Origin of the sequence: Nocardia alni (genome assembly GCF_019038435.1) — a bacterium.
Classification (GTDB): domain Bacteria; phylum Actinomycetota; class Actinomycetes; order Mycobacteriales; family Mycobacteriaceae; genus Nocardia; species Nocardia alni.
The window spans coordinates 81,990-101,620 of record NZ_JAGPOX010000011.1; the positions used below are offsets into that span (position 1 = coordinate 81,990).

The following is a 19,631-nucleotide window of genomic DNA, read 5'->3' on the forward strand; positions in this document are numbered from 1 at the left end:
CACACGTCGACACGCAACACGAAGTACTCGACCTGTGAAATCACGCTGGGCGACGGATGCAGATCCCGGGCAGGGAAATTCGCCCGCGCACGAGCGAACACCCCACCGCGATAACCGAATTGCCCGAATCCGCCGACCCGCGTTATTCGGGCAGGCGCAGGTCCGGCTTCTCCAACTCCTCGATGTTCACGTCCTTGAAGGTGATGACGCGAACATGTTTGACGAAGCGGGCCGGACGATACATGTCCCACACCCAGGCATCGGACATGCGCACTTCGAAATAGACCTCACCGTCGGCGTTCTGCGGCCGCAGTTCGACGGAATTAGCCAGGTAGAAGCGGCGTTCGGTCTCCACCACATACGAGAACTGACCGACGATATCCTTGTACTCTCGATACAGCGAGAGTTCCATCTCGGTCTCGTACTTCTCGAGGTCCTCGGCACTCATTCCCCCACCTCGCTGCGCTCGCTCATAGGGTGGAAAGTCCTCCTTCTCGCCACAATGCGTCTGTTGACATCATCGCGCATGCGCCGCGCGCGTAACCACTCGCGGTGTCACGGCGTACTCCGGCGCGTCCGATTCCGCGCCGGCCTCACCCATCGATCGCACGTTGCGCCAGCTGCGGCGATGCTCGTTGCTGGGCCCGAGGCGACTCAGCGCGGCGATGTGCTCGGGCGTGTTGTACCCCTTGTGACCTGCGAATCCGTAGCCGGGCAGGCGTCGATCCAGCTCGACCATCATCCGGTCGCGGGTGACCTTGGCCAGGATGCTGGCGGCGGCGATACAGGCCGCGCTGGCGTCGCCGCCGATCACCGGCAGCGAGGGCACCGCGATGCCGGGCACCCGGAATCCGTCGGTCAGTACATATCCGGGCTGCCGGTCCAGGCCGGCGACCGCGCGCCGCATGCCCTCGATATTGGCGACATGGATGCCGATGGCGTCGATCTCCCAGGCCGGGATCACCACCACCTGCCAGGCCAGTGCTCGCCGCTTGATAATCGGGAACAGCTGTTCGCGGACTGTCTCGGTGAGCTTCTTCGAGTCGTCCAGACCCGCCAGGGAATCGTAGGCCTTGGGCGCCAGCAGACAGGCCGCCACCACGAGCGGACCCGCGCAGCACCCCCGTCCGGCCTCGTCGACGCCCGCGACCGGCCCCAATCCACTGCGGATCAACGCCGCCTCGAGGGTGCGCAGGCCACCGGCCCTGCGCATCACCACCCGCGGCGGCCAGTCTCCGATCCGTTGCTCGTTGCGCGCCACCGCGACTCAGTTCGTCTGGGGATCCTGGGCGCGCACCGGGCCGATCCGCCCCGGCGGCCAGATCTTGAACACCGCCTTACCGCGCACATCCTTGACCGGCACGGTGCCGGAGTATTCGTCGTCGATATGGGCACGCGAGTCGGCGGATTCGTTGCGGTTGTCGCCCATCACCCACAGGTTGCCGTCGGGCACCTTGACCGGACCGAATTCCCGGCCCTGGGGGTTGATCGACAGGCCCATCGGTGTCTTCACCGCGAAGGGCAGTCCGGGCACATACGGTTCGAGGTACTGGGCGTACGGCTCGTTCAGCGGCTTGCCGTCGACCTCGACGTGGCCCTGGGCGTCACAGCACTGCACCGTCTGACCGCCGACCGCGATCACCCGCTTGACCAGGTCGTTCTCATCCGGCGGCACAAGGCCGAAGAACGAGAAGAAGTCCTGGATACCGCGCACTACGGCGTTGCTGGACCGGTTCGAGTGGTAATCCCGGTTCCACGAATCACTCGGTCCGACGAAGACCACCACATCACCGGGCTTGGGGTCGCCGAAGTCGTAGCTGAGCTTCTCGACATAGATCCGGTCGCCGGTGCAGCCGGGGCAGCCGTGCAGCGTCGGCTCCATCGACTGCGAGGGGATCACGTACGGACGCCCGATGAAGGTCACCACGAGGGCCGCGATCACCGCGGCGATCACGATGAGGATCGGCAGCTCCTGCCAGAACGGGCGCTGCTTCTTCGGCTTCTTCGCCCGCGAGCGCCGGGGACGCGGCGCAGCGTCACCCACACCGTCCTCGTCCAATCCGGCCACCCTCACCGAGTCGTATTCGTGTGCCACGCCGAACAGGTTATCCCGCTCACTCATCCGGCGTTGCCCGGGATGTCGACACGCACCACCGCGCCGTAACAAGCGATCAGTTCGTGTGCGGATTCTGTGAACGCACCGGACCGATCCGCTTCAGCGGCCAGATCTTGAACACCGCTTTACCGCGCACATTCTTGACGGGCACTGTCCCGGAATACTGATCATCGATATGGCCGCGCGAATCGAGCGAATCGTTGCGGTTGTCGCCCATCATCCACAGGTTGCCGTCGGGCACCTTGATCGGACCGAATTCGCGGCCCGCCGGATTGATCGACAGGCCCATCGGGGTCTTCACCGCGAAGGACAGGCCGGGCTGGTACGGATATTCGTAGTGCGCGTACGGCTCGTTCAGCGGCTTGCCGTCGACCTCGACGCGGCCCTGCGCGTCACAGCACTGCACCGTCTGACCACCGACCGCGATCACCCGCTTCACCAGATCGTTCTCGTTCGGGGGCGCCAAACCGAAGAATGCGAGGAAGTTCTGGAGGCCGCGAATGACGGTGTTGCTGGAGCGATTCGAGTGGTAGTCACTGTCCCAGGAACTGCTCGGCCCCTTGAACACCACCACGTCGCCGGGCTTCGGATCGCCGAAGTCGTAGCTGAGCTTCTCGACGAAAATTCGGTCGTTGCTGCAGCCGGGGCAGCCGATCAAGGTCGGCTCCATCGACTGCGAGGGGATCACGTAGGGACGCCCGATGAAGGTCACCACCAGCGCCACGATCACCGCCGCGATCACGACGAGAATAGGTAACTCCTGCCAGAGCGGGCGTTGCTTCTTCTGCTTCTTCGTCTTCCTCGCCCGCGAGCGCCGCGTGCCCCGCGAGGGCTTGCCCTCGCGGTCGTTCCCGGGTCCACTCGACGGTTCATCACCCTGCGTCACAGGGACCAACCTAGCCAAGATCGGCGGTGCGGACCGCACGCCATACCGATGTAGCGCACCGACCGGTGCGGCATCAGGGGTGTAGAAACGCGAAAACCCCCGCCGGAGCGGGGGTTTCGACTTGCACAGTGCCTATTGGCAGGGCACGGCGCCGAAGCTCAGCGCTTTTCCTTGATCTTGGCGGCCTTGCCGCGCAGATCGCGCAGGTAGTACAGCTTGGCCCGGCGCACATCGCCGCGGGTCACCACATCGATGTGGTCGATGTTCGGGCTGTGCACCGGGAAGGTGCGCTCGACACCGACACCGAAGGAGACCTTGCGGACCGTGAAGGTCTCGCGGATGCCGCCGCCCTGACGCCGGATCACGGCGCCCTTGAAGACCTGGACACGCTCCTTGTTACCTTCGATAACCTTCACGTGCACGTTGATGGTGTCGCCCGCACGGAAGTCGGGGACGTCGCTACGCAGCGACTTTTCGTCGACAAAGTCGAGGGTGTTCATTTCCGTCCTTGTATGGTTCGCGCGAACAGAGGAACCTGGCGGCACACTGGGCGCTCGACCGGTTCGTGCTCCGGATATGGGCGGTGCGCTGGGCCGAGTTCACCCAAGGCAACCAAAATATTGTGCCAGAGGGTTCGAGCCGACTGTTAATCGGCCCTGTCACGGCGACGACGGCCCGCTCGGGGCTGGGTGGTCAGCCGCGCCCGGGACGGCCCGATCGGATGCGGCGGCGCCGGTGCGGGCACCACCGTCCGGGCCAGCTCCTCCTCCGCCGCGCGGCGCATATGCGCGACCACATCGGGCTTTCCGGCGATCAGATCCTGCACGAAGATCTTGGCGCGGATCACCGGCCGCCGGTACCGGCGCTCGCGGCGGATCGCCCGCTGCATCAGCCGTGGACGGCCCGCATACCGCCACCGCGCCCACGGTGCGCCGGGGCGGCTGAGCCGCAGTGCACCGACGAACAGCAGCGGCAGGAAGAACATGCCGAACAGCCCGGTCCAGATCTTTCCCTTGGCGATCGTGATCGCGGCCAGCGCCAGGTTCACGAACGCGAACAGGCTCAGGAACGTGCGTCCCAGGGGGCTGCGATCGTGCCGGATGTCACCGACGTCGAGCAGCCACAGCGGATGGAATCCGAGCAGCAGCAGCCCGGTCACCGCGACCGCGACGAATACCGCGTCGACCGAGGTCCGCCCCTGCTCCTCCCAGTACACGTCGCGCAGGTAGTAGATCAGCGCGAACTCGTCCAGCACCAGCGCCGCACCCAGTCCGAACACCGCGGACAGCACGCTGACCGTGCCGACGCTGCTGCCGTAGAGGGTGACCAGGCCGATGCCGGACAACAGCACCAGCACCACCCCGAACACCATGTGGTGGATGTGCACATTGCCCGCGCGCAGGTTGCCGGGCCACCAGCGCACCCGCTTGCGGATCAGCCGCACGCTGATCCGGATCAACAGGAATCCGACGATGAATCCGAGCAGGAAGCACAACAGCGGCAGACGTCCGTGCGCGACCACGGAGTCGTCCAACCACCGTCGCAAGCCCGCCATCTCCAGTCTCCACGCTCTGCCGTCTCAGGGACCGCCGCGCGGTGCGGACAGCTCATCGGATGCCCGGACCGCGCGACCGCCCCTGCAGCCACATTGTGCAGGAATCGCCCGCACCTCCCAGTGAACTGGGTCCGGCCGGACAGTGCCACAGGGGCATATCCGGACACCACCCCGGCCGGCGGTTTCACCAGGCCGGGGTGCGTGTCAGGCCGATGGGACGGATCCCGTTGTCTACCGCCCGAATCCGGCCCTGCGCAGCGCGTCGGCCATCGAGCCGGTCGGCTCGGGGGCGTTGCGGCGCTGCTGGTTGTTGCGGCCCTGCTGTGCGCCCTTGTTCTGTCCGGACCGGCCCTGCGCGCCCTGGCCACCCTGGCCACCCTGCTGACGCGGGTTGCCGCCGCCGCGCTGGCCCTGCTGGCGCGGGCGCTGGTCGCCCTTCTCGGGCTTACCGGTGCCGGGCTCGTCATCCAGGCGCAGCGACAGACCGATGCGCTGCCGGGCCACGTCGACCTCCAGCACCTTGACCTTCACCACGTCACCGGACTTGACGACCTCGCGCGGGTCGCGGACGAAGGTGTGCGACATTGCCGACACGTGCACCAGGCCGTCCTGGTGGACGCCGACATCGACGAACGCGCCGAAGGCCGCCACATTGGTGACCACGCCCTCGAGCACCATGCCGGGCTTCAGGTCGGCGACCTTCTCGACGCCGGCGGCGAATTCGGCGGTCTTGAACTCCGGACGCGGGTCGCGCCCGGGCTTCTCCAACTCGGCGATGATGTCGCTGACCGTGGGCACACCGAAGCGCTCGTCGGTGAACTCGGCGGGGCGCAGCGCGCGCAGCACCGTGCTGTTGCCGATGAGTTCGGCCACGCCGCGACCGGTTGACTCGAGCATGCGGCGGACCACCGGATAGGCCTCCGGGTGCACCGCGGAGGTGTCCAGCGGATCCTCACCGCCGCGAATGCGCAGGAAGCCCGCGCACTGCTCGAATGCCTTGGGGCCGAGCCTCGGGACCTTCAGCAGAGACGTGCGGCTGCGGAAGGGGCCGTTCTGATCCCGGTGCGCCACAATGGACTCCGCGACGGACCCGGTGATCCCGGACACCCGGGACAGCAGCGGCACCGAGGCGGTGTTGACGTCGACGCCGACCGCGTTCACCGCATCCTCGACGACCGCGCCCAGCGAGCGCGCCAGCAGGGTCTCGGAGACGTCGTGCTGGTACTGGCCGACACCGATGGATTTCGGATCGATCTTCACCAGCTCGGCCAGCGGATCCTGCAGGCGGCGCGCGATGGAGACCGCGCCGCGCAGCGAGACGTCCATATCGGGCAGTTCCTGCGTGGCGTAGGCCGAGGCGGAGTACACCGAGGCGCCGGCCTCGGACACCACGATCTTGGTGGGCTTGTTCTCCGGGATGCGGGAGATCAGTTCCGTGGCCAGGGCATCGGTCTCGCGGGAGGCGGTGCCGTTGCCGATGGCGATCAGCTCCACGTTGAAGCGGGCGACGAGCGCGCCCAGCACGGCCAGGGACTTCTCGGTCTGGCCCTGCGGCTTGTGCGGGTAGATGACCTCGGTGGCGACGGCCTTGCCGGTGTCGTCGACCACGGCGACCTTCACGCCGGTGCGGTAGCCCGGGTCCAGGCCCATGGTCGTGCGGGTGCCGGCGGGGGCGGCCAGCAGCAGATCGCGCAGGTTGTTGGCGAAGACGTCGACGGCGTCCTTCTCGGCGGACTGGCGCAGCCGCATCCGGATGTCGATGCCCAGGCTCATCTGGAGTTTGGTGCGCCACGCCCAGCGCACGGTGTTCAACAGCCAGGTATCGGCCGGACGGCCCTTGTCGGCGATGCCGAACTTGATCGCGATGCGGCCCTCGTAAATGGTCCGCTCGCCCTCCTCGGGCTCCTCGGTGTCGGGCTCGAGGTGCAGGCTCAGCACCTCCTCCTTCTCCCCGCGCAGCAGCGCCAGGATCCGGTGCGAGGGCAGCTTGTCGAACGGCTCGCTGAACTCGAAGTAGTCGGCGAACTTGGCGCCCGCCTCTTCCTTGCCGGCCCGTACCTTCGAGGCGACCTGACCGCGGTTCCACATGAGTTCGCGCAGCTCGCCCACCAGGTCCGCATCCTCGGCGAAGCGTTCCACCAGAATGTCGCGGGCGCCCTCGAGCTGGTCGGAGGTGTACTGCGCGGGATCGGTGGCCGGGTCGGTGATCAACGCGTCGGCGACCGGCTCGTGCCCGGCCTCCCGGGCGATCTGTGCCTTGGTACGCCGCTTGGGCTTGTACGGCAGGTAGATGTCCTCGAGGCGGGCCTTGGTCTCGGCGAGCATGATCTGCTGCTCCAGCGCGGCATCGAGTTTGCCCTGGCCGCGAATGGATTCGAGGATCGAGACACGCCGCTCGTCCAGTTCGCGCAGGTAGTGCAGCCGCTCCTCGAGCTGACGCAACTGGGCGTCGTCCAAACCGTCCGTGACCTCCTTGCGGTATCGGGCGATGAACGGCACGGTCGACCCGCCGTCGAGCAGTTCGACCGCCGCGCGCACCTGCGCGTCACGCACGTTCAGCTCATCGGCGATACGGCGGCCGACGCTGGCTAGGTGGACCGTCGCGGGCGCTGCGGATACGGCATCTGTCTCTGGGCTGCCCGTCGCCGCGCTGCCGGACTCGTTGCTGCCGGACTCGTTGCTGACGGTTTCGGAGGCTGTCGTCACGCCCGCAGACACTACCGTCGCCTACCGACAACGATCCAGGGTGCCGCACCGCGAGCCGCCCACTCGCACCCTTTTTCGCGCCGCAAATCCGCTGGCCCAGCCCAAACACTCACGCGGCCAGAATATTTCACACACCGCCCGACGAGCAGCCCATTATTGTGCGCCTGTCTGCGACTCTTTCCACCGGTGGCACTACGCGCGGCGCGCGGATTCCCGGAGATATCCGAGCAGATCTGAACCGTCGCCCACACCGACCTCACGCAGCGTCACCGCGTCCACACCTGCCCCCGCAGGGGCGAGGCTCGAGATCAGCCGGGTGGCAACAGGTCCGGGCGGCGTTCGCGGGTGCGGGTCAGGGACTGTTCTCGGCGCCAGGCCTCGATTTTGGCGTGGTTGCCCGACAGGAGGATTTCGGGGACGTCCAAGCCGCGCCAGGTGACCGGGCGGGTGTAGCTGGGGCCCTCGAGCAGGCCGAGGGGCTCCTGGCCGCCGCCTTCCTTCCCCCCCACCCCGACCGAGAACGAATCCTGCTGGTGGGATTGCTGATTGCCGAGAACACCCGGCAGCAGGCGGACCACGGCCTCGCTCATGACCAGGACCGCGGCCTCGCCGCCGATCAGGACGTAGTCGCCGATGCTGACCTCCTCGACGCGGACACGTCGGGCGGCGTCATCGAAGACTCGCTGGTCGATGCCCTCGTAGCGGCCGCAGGCGAAGACCAGATGTTTTTCGGCGGACCAGCGGTGGGCGGTGGACTGGGTGAACGGGACGCCGGCCGGGGTGGGCACCACCAGCAGGGCGTCGTCGGGGCAGACCTCGTCGAGGGCGTCACCCCAGATGGTGGGTTTCATCACCATGCCGGGGCCGCCGCCGTAGGGGGAATCGTCCACGGCCTTGTGCACGTCGTGGGTCCAGCGGCGCAGGTCGTGCACGGCCAGCTCGACCAGGCCCTTATCGATGGCCTTGCCCAGCAACGCCGTTCGCAGCGGCTCCAGGTATTCGGGGAAGATCGTGACGACATCCAGCCGCATGTGTCACTCCTTGTCGAGCAGGCCCTCGGGCGGATCGACGACGATCACGCCCTCGGCGCGCGATACGGTGGGCACGATCGCGGTGACGAACGGGATCAGGATCTCGCGGCCCGGCGTGCCCGGATCCGTGCCGTCGAAGCCGGCCGCCGCGCGCACCGAAAGCAGTTCTCCCGCAGCCGAATGCAGCACCTCGGTGACGGTACCGACCTCCGTGCCGTCGGTCAGCCGGACCGAAAGTCCCTCGAGCTCATGGTCGTAGAACTCCTCGGGATCCTGCGAGGGCGGCAGATCCTCGGTGTCGACCAGAAAGATCATGCCGCGCAACGCATCCGCGGACTCGCGGTCGGCCACGCCCCGCACATGCACGAGCAGCCGGCCCGAGTGCTCCCGGGCCGACTCGACCGTGTACTCCTGCGACGTCTTCGCGCGTGGCATGCGGCCGGTCAGGACCGCACCCTCGGCGAAGCGCAGTTCCGGTTCGTCGGTGCGGACGTCCACGACGAGTTCGCCACGCACACCGTGCGATTTGGCGACCCGCCCGACAACCAGTTCCACCTAGCCCACCTCGTCCCCGACGCGACCCTTCAGCGGAGGCACTACGCGCCCGCTACTGGTCGGTGTCGACGACGTCAACCCGGATACCCCGGCCACCGATCCCGGACACGAGGGTGCGCAGCGCGGTCGCGGTACGACCGCCCCGCCCGATCACCTTGCCCAGATCGTCCGGATGAACGTGCACCTCGACGGTACGACCGCGCCGGCTGGTGATCAGCTCGACGCGGACGTCGTCGGGATTGGCGACGATGCCGCGCACCAGGTGCTCGACGGCGTCGGCAACAACCGCCGTCATTACTCGGCAGCCTCGGTCGCGGCCTCGGCCTCGGCCTTCTTGGCGGCCTTCTTCTTCGGGGTCACGGCCTCGGCGGCCGGCTCGTTGTCGGCGGCGGCCAGCGCGGCGTTGAACAGGTCCAGCTTCGAGGGCTTGGCGACCTTGGTCTTCAAAGTGCCCTCGGCGCCCGGCAGGCCCTTGAACTTCTGCCAGTCGCCGGTGATCTCCAGCAGACGCTGCACGGGCTCGGTGGGCTGCGCGCCGACGCCCAGCCAGTACTGCACACGCTCGGAGTTCACCTCGATCAGCGAGGGCTCCTCCTTCGGGTGGTACTTGCCGACACTCTCGATGGCGCGGCCGTCGCGACGGGTGCGCGCATCGGCGACGACGATGCGGTACTGGGGGTTGCGGATCTTGCCGAGCCGGGTGAGCTTGATCTTGACAGCCATGGAGCTATCGCCTTTCGATGGCGGCCGCCCGAGGGCAGCCGAAATGGTCACGGCGCAATTCAGCGACCCACACGGCCTGCGGGTCCGGTTTTGCGTTGAAGTGCGTGACCGCCGCGCGGCACGTAGCCGGAGACGGGCTGACACTGTCCTCGACGAGGACGGTTGTTCATTGTGCCAGAGAGGCCGGCGTCTCCAGAAATCGGCCCGCGATCAGTACAGACGCAGAGCCGATATGCCGACCGTCACCGCCGTCGTAGCTCACTTCACCATAGGCCGAGGCTCTGTCAGCGATGACCCGTGACCGGGTCGCGGCGGGGGTAGACGCGGCCGCGCAGGACCACGTAGGCCGGCGCCGCGAGGGCCTCGAGGGTGGTGCGGGGGTCGGATTCGTAGACGACGAAGTCGGCGGGTTCGCCGTGGGCTATGCCCGGGCGGCCGAGCCATTCGCGGGCCTTCCAGGAGGACGCGCCCAGGGCCTCGTGGCGGGTCAAGCCCGCGCCGGCGAGGGCGTCGATCTCCTCGGCTATGCGGCCGTGCTCGATGGAGCCGCCGGCGTCGGTGCCGGTGTAGATGCGCACGCCCGCGGCGTGGGCGGCGGCCACGGTGTCGCGGACGCGGCGGTGCAGGTCACGCATGTGGGCGGCGTACACCGGGTATTTGGTTGCGCTGTCGGCGATTTCGGGAAAGGTGGCGATGTTGACCAGGGTGGGGACCAGAGCCACGTCGTGGCGGACCATCATGTCGATGGTTTCGTCGGTGAGGCCGGTGCCGTGTTCTATGCAGTCGATGCCGGCATCGATCAGGGCCGGAAGTGCGTCCTCACCGAAGACATGGGCGGTCACGCGGGCGCCCTCGCGGTGCGCGGCGTCGATGGCCTCCTTCAGGATGGCGTCGCTCCACAGGGGGGACAGGTCACCGACCGAGCGGTCGATCCAGTCGCCGACGATCTTCACCCAGCCGTCGCCGAAGCGGGCCTGTTCGGCGACGATCTGCGGCAGGTCGCGCTCGTCGTCCAGTTCGATGCCCAGTTCGCGGATGTAGCGCTTGGGGCGGGCGATGTGGCGGCCCGCACGGATGATCTTGGGCAGATCCTCGCGCTCGTCGATGAAACGGGTGTCGATGGGTGAGCCCGCGTCGCGCAGCAGCAGCGCGCCGACGTCGCGTTCGGTCTCGGCCTGGGCGATCGCGCCCGCGCGGTCCTCGTCACCGCCGCCGTAGCGCAGGCCCACGTGGCAGTGGGCATCGACCAGCCCGGGCACGATCCAGCCGGTACCGCCCAGGGTGTCGGCGCCCGCCACCGGCTCGAAGGAGATCAGTCCATCGCGCACCCACAGGTCGCGCACGTCGTCGTCCGGGAGTACCACTCCCCGCAGATGCAATCGCATACCGCCTCCTGGTTGTGCCAAGGGTCCTGATCACAAACTACTTGTCGCCGCTCGGCCGCCGCGATCGCACCGGAACCATCCGGTTCGCGGCACGGCGATGGCCGACCCGCGCAAACGGAGCGGTTGGACCGTACGCCGCGTGGCCTTCGCCGAAAGTTTCCCTACGCGACGCTTCATGTTGCAGTGCCCTGAATCTCACGGCAACGCCGAGTGGGTTACCTCGACGGGAGGTCGTCCCAATGCTTTGACTTGGTTCCAAACTTGTTGAATAGCAGGAGAATTCAACGTTAACAACGAAGGTCTGGATAGTCGCTCGAATACGGGTGCGACGTAGCGCCACACGTCATCGCACCCAACTCCCTGACAACACAACAGATTCGGCTTCGTGAGCGGTAACCGATGAGCATCGAACTTCCCCCCGAGCTGCGGTGGCTGTCGTATCTCGCCGGTTCGTCGTGGCCGGAGGGGGACGAGGACAAACTCTTTGCGCTCAGCCAGGATTGGACCGACTCGGCCAATTCCCTGAACGGGATCATCAATCCGTTGCACGCAGCGGTGGACGCCGCACTGGCCAGCTACTCCGGGTCGGGCGCGGATCAGATGAAGTCCCAGTTCGACCAGTTCTTCTCCGGGGACAACTCGGTCGAGTCGATGGTCCAAGGGCTCGAGCAGCTCGCATCGTCGGTCTTCGACATGGGCACCCAGACCGAATACGCCAAGCTGCAGATCATCATCACCCTGGCACTGATGGCCGCCGAGATCGCCTACGCCCTCTCCACCCTGTTCGGGGCGTGGGCGGTGTCGTTGATCGAAGCCGAGGGCGCGGGCATCATGCGGCTGATCGCCAACAGGCTGATCGAGGAGCTGGCGGCGCGGGCGGTCCGGATCGCCGAGCGGCCGCTGTGGAAGCTGACCGCGATCGAGGCGCTCAAACAGGGCGGGCTCGGGTTCGGCACGGATCTGCTGGCCCAGGGCATCGAAGACGCCCAGGGCCATCGCCACGGAATCAACTGGGTGCAGGCGATCGAGTCCGGGGTGACCGGGGCCGTGTCGGCGGGAGTGGCCACCCCGATCGGCCATTTCGGTGGCAAATATCTGGGCAGCCTGGTCGGCGACAGCAAGATGACCTGGTGGAAGGCCGGGGCGATCGCGGTCGGGTCGGGTATCCCGGCCGGGCTGGCCGGCGCGGGCGCCGGAATCGTGGCCTACGGGGTGATGACCGGCAACTGGGAGTTCAACCCGGCCGCGTTGATCGGTGGTGTGGGCGGCGGTGTCGTCGGTGGCGTGCACGGCGTCCTCGGGCATGCGCAGAGTCACCTGACCGCCGCCAGGGAACACCTGACCTCGGTCGGAAGATACTCCGGCAATGACCCGGCCTACCACGACGGTTCCACCCCCTACCCCGAGAAGTCCGGCGCCTCGTCCACCCGCCCCTCGAGTTCCAGTACCTCCGGTGGGTCCTTCACCGAGAAGAACGACGACACCGCATCACCCGGCACCAACGGCAACACCCGGAACGGGACCTCGAATATCGGCGGCACCCGCACCGAGACCTCGGGCGACAGCGGAATCCGCAACACCACCTCGACCGGCGACGACTCCCGCAACGCGGCGTCCACCAACCGCAGCACCCGAAACGGAGCGTCCACCAACGACGACCTCCGCATCGGAAGCACCCGCAACGGAGCCTCGGACATCACCGACTCCCGCAACGGCACTCCCCGTGGCACCATCAGGGACACCGGAACCTCGACAACGCCGTCGAATCCCGCCCGGTCCACACCCACCCGGGGCGCGAGTGAACAACGCATCGGCTCCAGCAGCAATCCCTCGCGTACATCGTCGCCCTCGACCGGCGGGGACAACCGCACTTCCCTCGAACGCACCCCGATCGCGCAACCCACCGGCCAGACCGTCCCCGAACGCACTTCGACCCCCACCTCTGAAGCGACGCTGTCGTCCCGCCCCCAACCGTCCTCGACGATCGGCGACGGATCCACCTCTCACACCAACCCGCTGCGCACCGCCACCGACACCAGTCGGAACACCACCGTCACCGACACCACTCCACCGCGCACCGCCAGCACCCCCACCGACGACATCCCGTTCCGTAGTTTCACCCCCGGCAGGGACGCCGAGAGCGTCTACAGCGAGGGAGACCGAGACAGCGTCCTCAACGCCGAGAACAGGGACAGCGGCCTCAACGGCACCAGCAGCGACACCGACAGCACCCACGGTGACAAGGATCCGGTCGTATCCCTCACCGACACCCCCGGCGGCGACCTACGCCCGACCACCGAGATCGGAAACGACCAGGGCCAGAACGTCTCCGATCCACTCACCGCCGAGGGAGGCTCCAGCCCCATCCGAGGCACCGGCCTCAGTGGAGACATCGCCGGCAAACAGCAAAGTTCCCCATTCACCGCGGGAGAGAAGGACAGCGACCCGGTCCGACGCGGCACTGGCGCGACCAGCGGGGCAGGAAAATCCGACGATCAGCCCTCCGAGATATCCGCGAACCGGAAAACCCCGGTCAGCGAGCGCCCGCAGGTTGCCGGTCGAGCATCCGAGCCGGTCCGCTCGCAGACCAGCTCCGAGATCCGGTCCTCCCGTGCGGGGAAGTCTGATTCGGATACGGCACAGCAGCACACCGACATCCCCGCCGCCACACGCGAGCAGCGGGTCGGCGCGGCGGGCAAGAACTGGGACGAGGTCACCGAACTCGGCTCCGAACCACGGCAGCTGACCAAGACAGCGTTCAGCGAGGGTTCGCCGGATGCGCATGACGTCGTAGCACTCGGCGACGAGTCCGGCGCTCACTACATCTGGTCGAAGTCCGGCGGACTGACCCGCACCGACGGACGCGCGGTATCGAAGTCGGAGACGCTGGATACGGTCCTGGCCGATCCGACGATCACCGATATCCGGGCACCCGGCACCGCCGACCGACCACCGACGGCGGTACCGCACGACGATCCCACTGCCTCGGATCCCACCGCCAAGTCCCCACGGTCCAACGCCGCCGCGGACCGGAACACCCCCGAATACGCACTACGAGCGCGGCTGGCAGACGAGGCGTCCGCCAATGATCCGCGTGTCATCGCCACGCGCGAGAAGCTCGAGCAGGCGAACACGACCCGGAACGCCAAGCACACCGAACTCGCCGCTGCCGAGGCTCACCGCGATCAGCAGAAGTCCGGCCCGACGGCCGCCGGCCAGGCCGAGCACCCGAAAGCCGAGGCCGGACCGGCACGCACTCGAGTAGATGACGAAGTCTCGCCGGACGAGGCCGTGGCGCGGGCACAGGCAGAGGTGCACTCCGCCAACGCCGATTACGACACCGCGCGGGCCGAACACGATGCGACAGTGCAGCATGCGGTGCAGGAGCGCTACGCGGAGCTCAAGGCCGAGTCCGACGCACGGCTGGCGGCGGACGAGCAGGAGCGGGCGCAGTTCCGGGCGGACGCCGAGCAACGGCTCAACGCCGCGAAACGCACTCTGCAGCGTGAGGCGAAGGAGCTCCAGAACACCAGAAACCGCTACAAGGACGCCGCCGAGGAGCTGGCGGCGACCCGCAAGCACAACCTGGACACAGCCCTCGAAGAGGGCAGGCGGCAGGTGCAGACGGCGCGGGAAGCATTGGCGGACAAGAGTAAAGAGTTCGACGAGGCTGTCAAGGGCAACGAACCGCGTGCCGAGGAGCTGGCGCGGCTGCGCACCGAGGTCGATTCACGGACCGGCGAACTGCGGGACGCGCTGCTCGAGCACGAGGCGCGGCTGACGGCCGCGGGCAAGCAGGAACTCGCACAGGAGCTGGCGAGCGCCAAGACCGAGCGCGGCGCGATCACGACCAAGCGTGGCCCGGCCGACCTGTGGCGGCGTTGGACGGCCGATCGAGACGTCGCCAAGCGCACACAGCACTGGCGCGAAACGTTGGACGACAAGAAGTCGGAGGCCGCGGAACAATCGAAGGTGAACAAGCTCGAACACGACCTGCGACAGCAGGAGGTGGCCTTCGCCGCGGTGCGCGAGGATTTCGAGCACGAATCGCTTTCGGTCATCGACCATCTGCAGTCGGCGCTGGACACCGCGAAGAAGGCGGACCACGACGCCTACCTGGCGGGGCTGGCCGATAAAGGGCCGGCGATGCAGGAGGCGACACGCAAGGCGATGGACGCAGGGAAGGCGGTGGTGAAGGCAGCGTTCGCCTACCGGGACGAGGTGTTGCGCCCCACCGGCGAGGAGGACCCGGTGATCAAGCCCCCGACGGACAAAGAAGTGGACGACATGCTGCTCGGGGGCACCCGGGCACAGCGTACGGGAGCGATGGCGGAATGGGTCGCGCGCCACAACCCGGCTAAATACGCGCCGCGAGAGACACAGATGCTCGCCCATGTGCTCGGGGTCGCCGATATGAAGGGTGGCGAGGGCAAGACGCTGGTCATGGTCATGAACGGCTATCGCGATGCCCTCGAACACGGCGCGGCGACGAAGTTGACCGCTTCGGATCCGCTGGTGCAGGACATGATCGGCGAGGTGTTGAAGTACGTGGATTACCCCGGTTCCGGGGTGCGGGTCGTGCAGTTGAAGGAGAACGAGCCCTTCCCGGAGGATGCCTGGGCGGCCAAGGACAAGGGCGAGGCCCTGCTGGTGATCGCGACGCCGGACACCTTGAATTTCTCGGGACTGCACGAATCAAACACGATGCTCGAGGACATCGCGAACAAAGCCGGCGCGGACAAGGAAACCACCAAGCAGACCATCGCGGATCTGCGGGAGTGGTTGCGCACCGAACCGCCCATGGACGAGGTCGCGGCCCGCTTGGACAAAGCCGCGCAGGACGCCGGATCGGATCGGCGTTTCCGGCCGGTGCCGGACGCGGTGGGCGATATGGACGAGGTCGACACCGCGTTCGACGGAGAGCGCAAGGGCATCCTGTCGCCGGGCGAAACCGAGGACGCGACGCCCGAGGACGTGACGCATCTGCAGCGCGTCTACGACCAGTTGCGCATCGGCATACTGGACCACGGGCTGACGGACAAGGATTTCGGCCGGCCTGCCAACACCACCGGCCAGTGGCATGCGCACGCGACGAACGACGCTGTCCGCAAACTGGGAGAGGCCATCGGCCGGGAGCCGACCCCGGAGGAAATCAAGCACGCCACCCAGTTCGCATTGGCGCGCTGGGGCGTCGAGCGTGGCCGCGACTACAACGTCTCGCGCACGCACGACAAGATCATGCTGATGAACGCGAAGTCCAACGACAAACTGTCGTGGGACCGCGAGAAGGCGACCGAGACGCGGCTGCAGGGCCTGGGGCAGTACCTGGACATCGTCGAGGGGGTCACGGTCCGGGGTAACCACCCGGAAGATTCGCTGGTCATGTCGCTCAAACAGTGGATCGGCAGCCGTTTTTTCACCAACCCCAAGGGCGTGTCGGGCACGGCGAAAGCCGTGGAAGAGGTCATGCACGAGCAATGGGGCGGCGAGAAAGACGTCAATGGCCAGTATTTCGGGGTCACGGAGATCAACCGCTTCTACGACTCGAATCTGGATCACCAGAAGCCGAAGGAATTCGACAGCCGCCCCAAGAAGCTGTCCGGGATCGCCGAAGACGTGGTGGATGCCGCCGATATCTCGTTCACCGAGAAAGACGGCAAGATCGTCGGCATCGAACAGAAAGGCCGGGTGCAGTGGAGCGTCCACCTCGACAACAGTGAGATCCGCGGCGCCGACGAACGCGTGACCGAGCGCGTGGTGACCGACGCCGACGGCAATCGGAAGATCGAGGAGTCCAGGACCGGATTGACCGGGTACGAGGACAAAACCCCCCAGGAGCGGGGGGTCGCGGACTGGGTCGACGAGATCGTGCAGAGGCGGCTCGAAAAGTACGCGGCCGAGCACAACCTGCAGATCGCCGACGGGGTGAAACTGAAATACACCACGATCGACGCCAAGTGGTATGAGGAGCACGGCGGCGGCGACGCCGCGGAGACCGAATTCGCCCACCTGACCGAGAGTAAACTTCCACCCGGCACCATCTTCTTCGTCAACAAGTCGGGCGCGCGAGGGACCGATCCGAAACCGACGCAGGAGGCGCTCGAACTCGGCGGCGTGATAGCCAGGATCAGTGGCGGCCCCTCCTTCTCCGAACGAGTAGTGCTGCAAGCGGTCTGGCGAGCCGCACGCGGCTCATGGTTCAACAAGGAGAAGGGGATCACCGAAGGCACACCGGGCACCGCGATCGAATACCGCTCCGAGGAGGACTATCGCGGGGAGATCGCCGACGCCCGGGCCGTCGTCGAGGTCCGGCGGTTCGTGAACTCGGCGAAGGCACGTGACGACGCCGCCGCGGCACTGGAGGCCGAACCCTCCGACAGCAACCGGGACGCACTGGCCGAGGCTCAGCGTGAGGTCGAGAATGCCGAGCGGGTCCTGCAGGAACAGACCGTGCCGCGGCTGCAGCAACTCGCCGAGGACCAGATGCTGGCCCCGCATCGCCGTCAGAGCGTGGACGTCTCCGACGATTCACACCTCAGCCCATCCGAGGGTGAGTCACGGCCCAGCACATCAGCCGGTAGCTCACTGACCAGCGAGACGACGCCGCTCGCCCCCAGCGAACTGTCGAACTGGCTGTCCCAGAACAACACCCCCCGCGGAACCCGGTTGCTGTTCTTCACCGGCAAAACCCCGGGGGCGGACGAGACGCCGATCACTTCAGCCGAATTCACCGGCGACGGCAACGTCCTCGTTCGCGACACCGACGACCAGGGTGGGCATCGGGAGTACAGCGTCTCCCGGGACGGCCTGCCCGGACTGGTCCAGGACAGGCATATCGGGACGGTCACCGTCGTACCAGCACAGCAACCGCAGTTTCTCACAGCGCGTTCGGCGCGCGCGCCCGCTCCGCTCACTGCCGCACAATCCGAGCACGACACCCCGGCCGACCAGACCGCCCCACCTCCGGCACGCCCCCACAGCATCTCCGACGGCAGCACACAAGCACCCACCCAGCGGCCGACTCCGGCGACGAACGGCAGCAACGGCACCGAGGTAGGGACGCACACGCCGCAGCACACCCGCTCGCTGCCCGGGCTCGGGCCGATCGGACAGACACCCGGAGCACACCCCTCCGTGTTCCAGCCACAGCCGGACCTCTCGCCCCCGGATTCCAGCCACGGCGCCGAACACGAGATTCGCACGGGACCGCAACGTCAGAGCGACTCCACCCGCACCGACGGATCACGCCCCAAACCCGTGTCCTCGGCGGGAATCAGAATCGGCTCGACAACGAAAACCACTACGACATCGCCGGTTTCGAACGCACCGCAGGACCATTCGGCAACCGCCACTCCGCACGCTTCGAGCACCACCGAGACACCAGCACCGAAACGCACCCCCAACAAACTCACCAAAAAACGACCCACCACAGACACCACCAAGACACCGACCACCAAACCCACACCACACGACGACACCACCCGCACACCACAAACCAAACGCACCCGCCGCAAACTCACCAAAGACCGACCCGCCACCAAAACACCCACACCACACACCACACACACGACCGAAACACCAACCCCCACAACGCACGACACCGACACCACACCAACCCCCAAACGCACCCGCCGCAAACTCACCAAGCCCCAACCCGTCACCAACGAACACACCACTCAGGGCTCGGTCGCCAAGGAGCTATTGCTGCGGCTCCTCACGATCAGACTCCTGTTCCGGCAGTTCTCCGATTACCTCACCGGCGGCTCCGAGACCCGCCCCGCCGTCGTCCACGGCACCAGCGAGCAGGTCCCGGCTCGCAACACGACCACCACGCGCACCGATACTCCGCTCGCCCTGCACGCCAGCTCCGCAACCGCCCGCATGCTCGCCGAAGCCTGGCGCATCACACCGGAATTCGCCGAGCAGTTCCGCGTGGTCGGGTACAACGGCAAGCTCTACTACGCGCGCACAGGCCAACTCGTGCACACCCCCGACAACCCTGTGCAGCGGAACGGCCGGCCCCGCGGGCATCTGCTGGTCTCCGACCGCCACGGCAACACCTACGTCTCCCCCGACCTCGGCTGGGTCCACACCCACGAGGCGTTCCACGACCTCGGCGTCTACACGGCCGGAACCGCCGAGGTCCTGCACGGCGTCCTCGGGAACGTCACCGACTACTCGGGCCCCTACCTCTCCGACCGTGGCCGCCTCACCGACCTGCTGGACAACGGCCTGGCCGGTGTCCAGCGCGCCGACGGCTTCCAGCACCTCGATCACAGTGGCAAACCGGTCACCCTCGCCCGGAACACCACCTCCCAGCAGGACACCTCGAAGACGACGTCGGCCGGCGACCATATCCCGGAGTCCGAGGCCGCGAAGCAGGCCAGCATCGCCGCAGCCGACAACGAAGCCGCGCAGATCCCGACCAAAACACCTCTGGGCACCGGGCACGAAGAGCTCGAGATCATCATCGAGACCCCCCAGCAGGACGTCGACACCGCCAAACAGGTCGACGAACCCGCCAAGCAAGTCGACGAACCCGCCAAACAAGTCGACGAACCCGCCAAGCAAGTCGACGAACCCGCCAAACAAGTCGACGAACCCGCCAAACAAGTCGACGAACCCGCCAAACAAGTCGACGAACCCGCCAAACAAGTCGACGAACCCGCCAAAC

The 19,631-nt window shown here is 67.1% G+C and carries 13 protein-coding genes; 1 reads left to right on the forward strand and 12 read right to left on the reverse strand.

Annotated features, from left to right (window positions below; genetic code table 11):
- Positions 1 to 142 precede the first annotated feature (142 nt).
- The 12 genes from JZ791_RS07060 to JZ791_RS07115 all read right to left on the reverse strand — a co-directional run bounded on the left by JZ791_RS07060 (position 143) and on the right by JZ791_RS07115 (position 10,957).
- The gene (locus JZ791_RS07060; protein WP_011210678.1) at positions 143 to 448 is read right to left on the reverse strand and encodes a DUF2469 domain-containing protein; all 306 of its coding nucleotides are present in this window, start codon (positions 446 to 448) and stop codon (positions 143 to 145) included.
- A gap of 69 nt (positions 449 to 517) precedes the next feature.
- Positions 518 to 1,240: a ribonuclease HII gene (locus tag JZ791_RS07065; protein WP_216893382.1), complete on the reverse strand. Its 723-nt coding sequence runs from the start codon at positions 1,238 to 1,240 to the stop codon at positions 518 to 520.
- A 27-nt stretch (positions 1,241 to 1,267) separates the two neighbouring features.
- The gene (lepB, locus tag JZ791_RS07070; RefSeq protein WP_216893361.1) at positions 1,268 to 2,122 is read right to left on the reverse strand and encodes a signal peptidase I; all 855 of its coding nucleotides are present in this window, start codon (positions 2,120 to 2,122) and stop codon (positions 1,268 to 1,270) included.
- A 49-nt stretch (positions 2,123 to 2,171) separates the two neighbouring features.
- Positions 2,172 to 3,002 carry a signal peptidase I gene (lepB, locus tag JZ791_RS07075; RefSeq protein ID WP_216893362.1) on the reverse strand — a complete coding sequence of 277 codons (831 nt, stop codon included), beginning with the start codon at positions 3,000 to 3,002 and terminating at the stop codon, positions 2,172 to 2,174.
- A gap of 158 nt (positions 3,003 to 3,160) precedes the next feature.
- Entirely contained in the window at positions 3,161 to 3,502 is a 342-nt protein-coding gene (rplS, locus tag JZ791_RS07080) for a 50S ribosomal protein L19 (protein ID WP_216893363.1), read from the reverse strand.
- Between the two features lie 146 nt (positions 3,503 to 3,648).
- Complete coding sequence (locus tag JZ791_RS07085; protein WP_438804489.1) at positions 3,649 to 4,548, reverse strand: hypothetical protein; 900 nt, start codon at positions 4,546 to 4,548, stop codon at positions 3,649 to 3,651.
- A 240-nt stretch (positions 4,549 to 4,788) separates the two neighbouring features.
- Positions 4,789 to 7,128 carry a Tex family protein gene (locus JZ791_RS07090; RefSeq protein WP_216893383.1) on the reverse strand — a complete coding sequence of 780 codons (2,340 nt, stop codon included), beginning with the start codon at positions 7,126 to 7,128 and terminating at the stop codon, positions 4,789 to 4,791.
- Positions 7,129 to 7,571: 443 nt separating this feature from the next.
- Positions 7,572 to 8,294: a tRNA (guanosine(37)-N1)-methyltransferase TrmD gene (gene trmD / locus JZ791_RS07095; protein ID WP_216893364.1), complete on the reverse strand. Its 723-nt coding sequence runs from the start codon at positions 8,292 to 8,294 to the stop codon at positions 7,572 to 7,574.
- Between the two features lie 3 nt (positions 8,295 to 8,297).
- The gene (gene rimM, locus JZ791_RS07100) at positions 8,298 to 8,849 is read right to left on the reverse strand and encodes a ribosome maturation factor RimM (protein ID WP_216893365.1); all 552 of its coding nucleotides are present in this window, start codon (positions 8,847 to 8,849) and stop codon (positions 8,298 to 8,300) included.
- A 52-nt stretch (positions 8,850 to 8,901) separates the two neighbouring features.
- The gene (locus JZ791_RS07105) at positions 8,902 to 9,144 is read right to left on the reverse strand and encodes an RNA-binding protein (protein ID WP_216893366.1); all 243 of its coding nucleotides are present in this window, start codon (positions 9,142 to 9,144) and stop codon (positions 8,902 to 8,904) included.
- Positions 9,144 to 9,572, reverse strand: a complete 429-nt coding sequence (rpsP, locus tag JZ791_RS07110; protein WP_216893367.1) for a 30S ribosomal protein S16 — start codon at positions 9,570 to 9,572, stop codon at positions 9,144 to 9,146. The genes JZ791_RS07105 and rpsP overlap by 1 nt, the downstream gene beginning before the upstream one ends.
- A gap of 284 nt (positions 9,573 to 9,856) precedes the next feature.
- Positions 9,857 to 10,957, reverse strand: a complete 1,101-nt coding sequence (locus tag JZ791_RS07115; RefSeq protein WP_216893368.1) for an amidohydrolase family protein — start codon at positions 10,955 to 10,957, stop codon at positions 9,857 to 9,859.
- Positions 10,958 to 11,356: 399 nt separating this feature from the next.
- Between JZ791_RS07115 and JZ791_RS07120 the strand changes: the two genes are divergently transcribed.
- Positions 11,357 to 19,631: WXG100-like domain-containing protein (locus JZ791_RS07120; RefSeq protein ID WP_216893369.1), on the forward strand; the 8,275-nt coding region annotated here is incomplete at its 3' end.

What these genes read in the sequence shown, in the direction of transcription:
- JZ791_RS07060 (WP_011210678.1), bottom strand. Translation starts at nt 448, where the DNA reads ATGAGTGCCGAGGACCTCGAGAAGTACGAGACCGAGATGGAACTCTCG.
- lepB (WP_216893361.1), bottom strand. Translation starts at nt 2,122, where the DNA reads ATGAGTGAGCGGGATAACCTGTTCGGCGTGGCACACGAATACGACTCG.
- rplS (WP_216893363.1), bottom strand. Translation starts at nt 3,502, where the DNA reads ATGAACACCCTCGACTTTGTCGACGAAAAGTCGCTGCGTAGCGACGTC.
- trmD (WP_216893364.1), bottom strand. Translation starts at nt 8,294, where the DNA reads ATGCGGCTGGATGTCGTCACGATCTTCCCCGAATACCTGGAGCCGCTG.
- JZ791_RS07105 (WP_216893366.1), bottom strand. Translation starts at nt 9,144, where the DNA reads ATGACGGCGGTTGTTGCCGACGCCGTCGAGCACCTGGTGCGCGGCATC.
- rpsP (WP_216893367.1), bottom strand. Translation starts at nt 9,572, where the DNA reads ATGGCTGTCAAGATCAAGCTCACCCGGCTCGGCAAGATCCGCAACCCC.
- JZ791_RS07115 (WP_216893368.1), bottom strand. Translation starts at nt 10,957, where the DNA reads ATGCGATTGCATCTGCGGGGAGTGGTACTCCCGGACGACGACGTGCGC.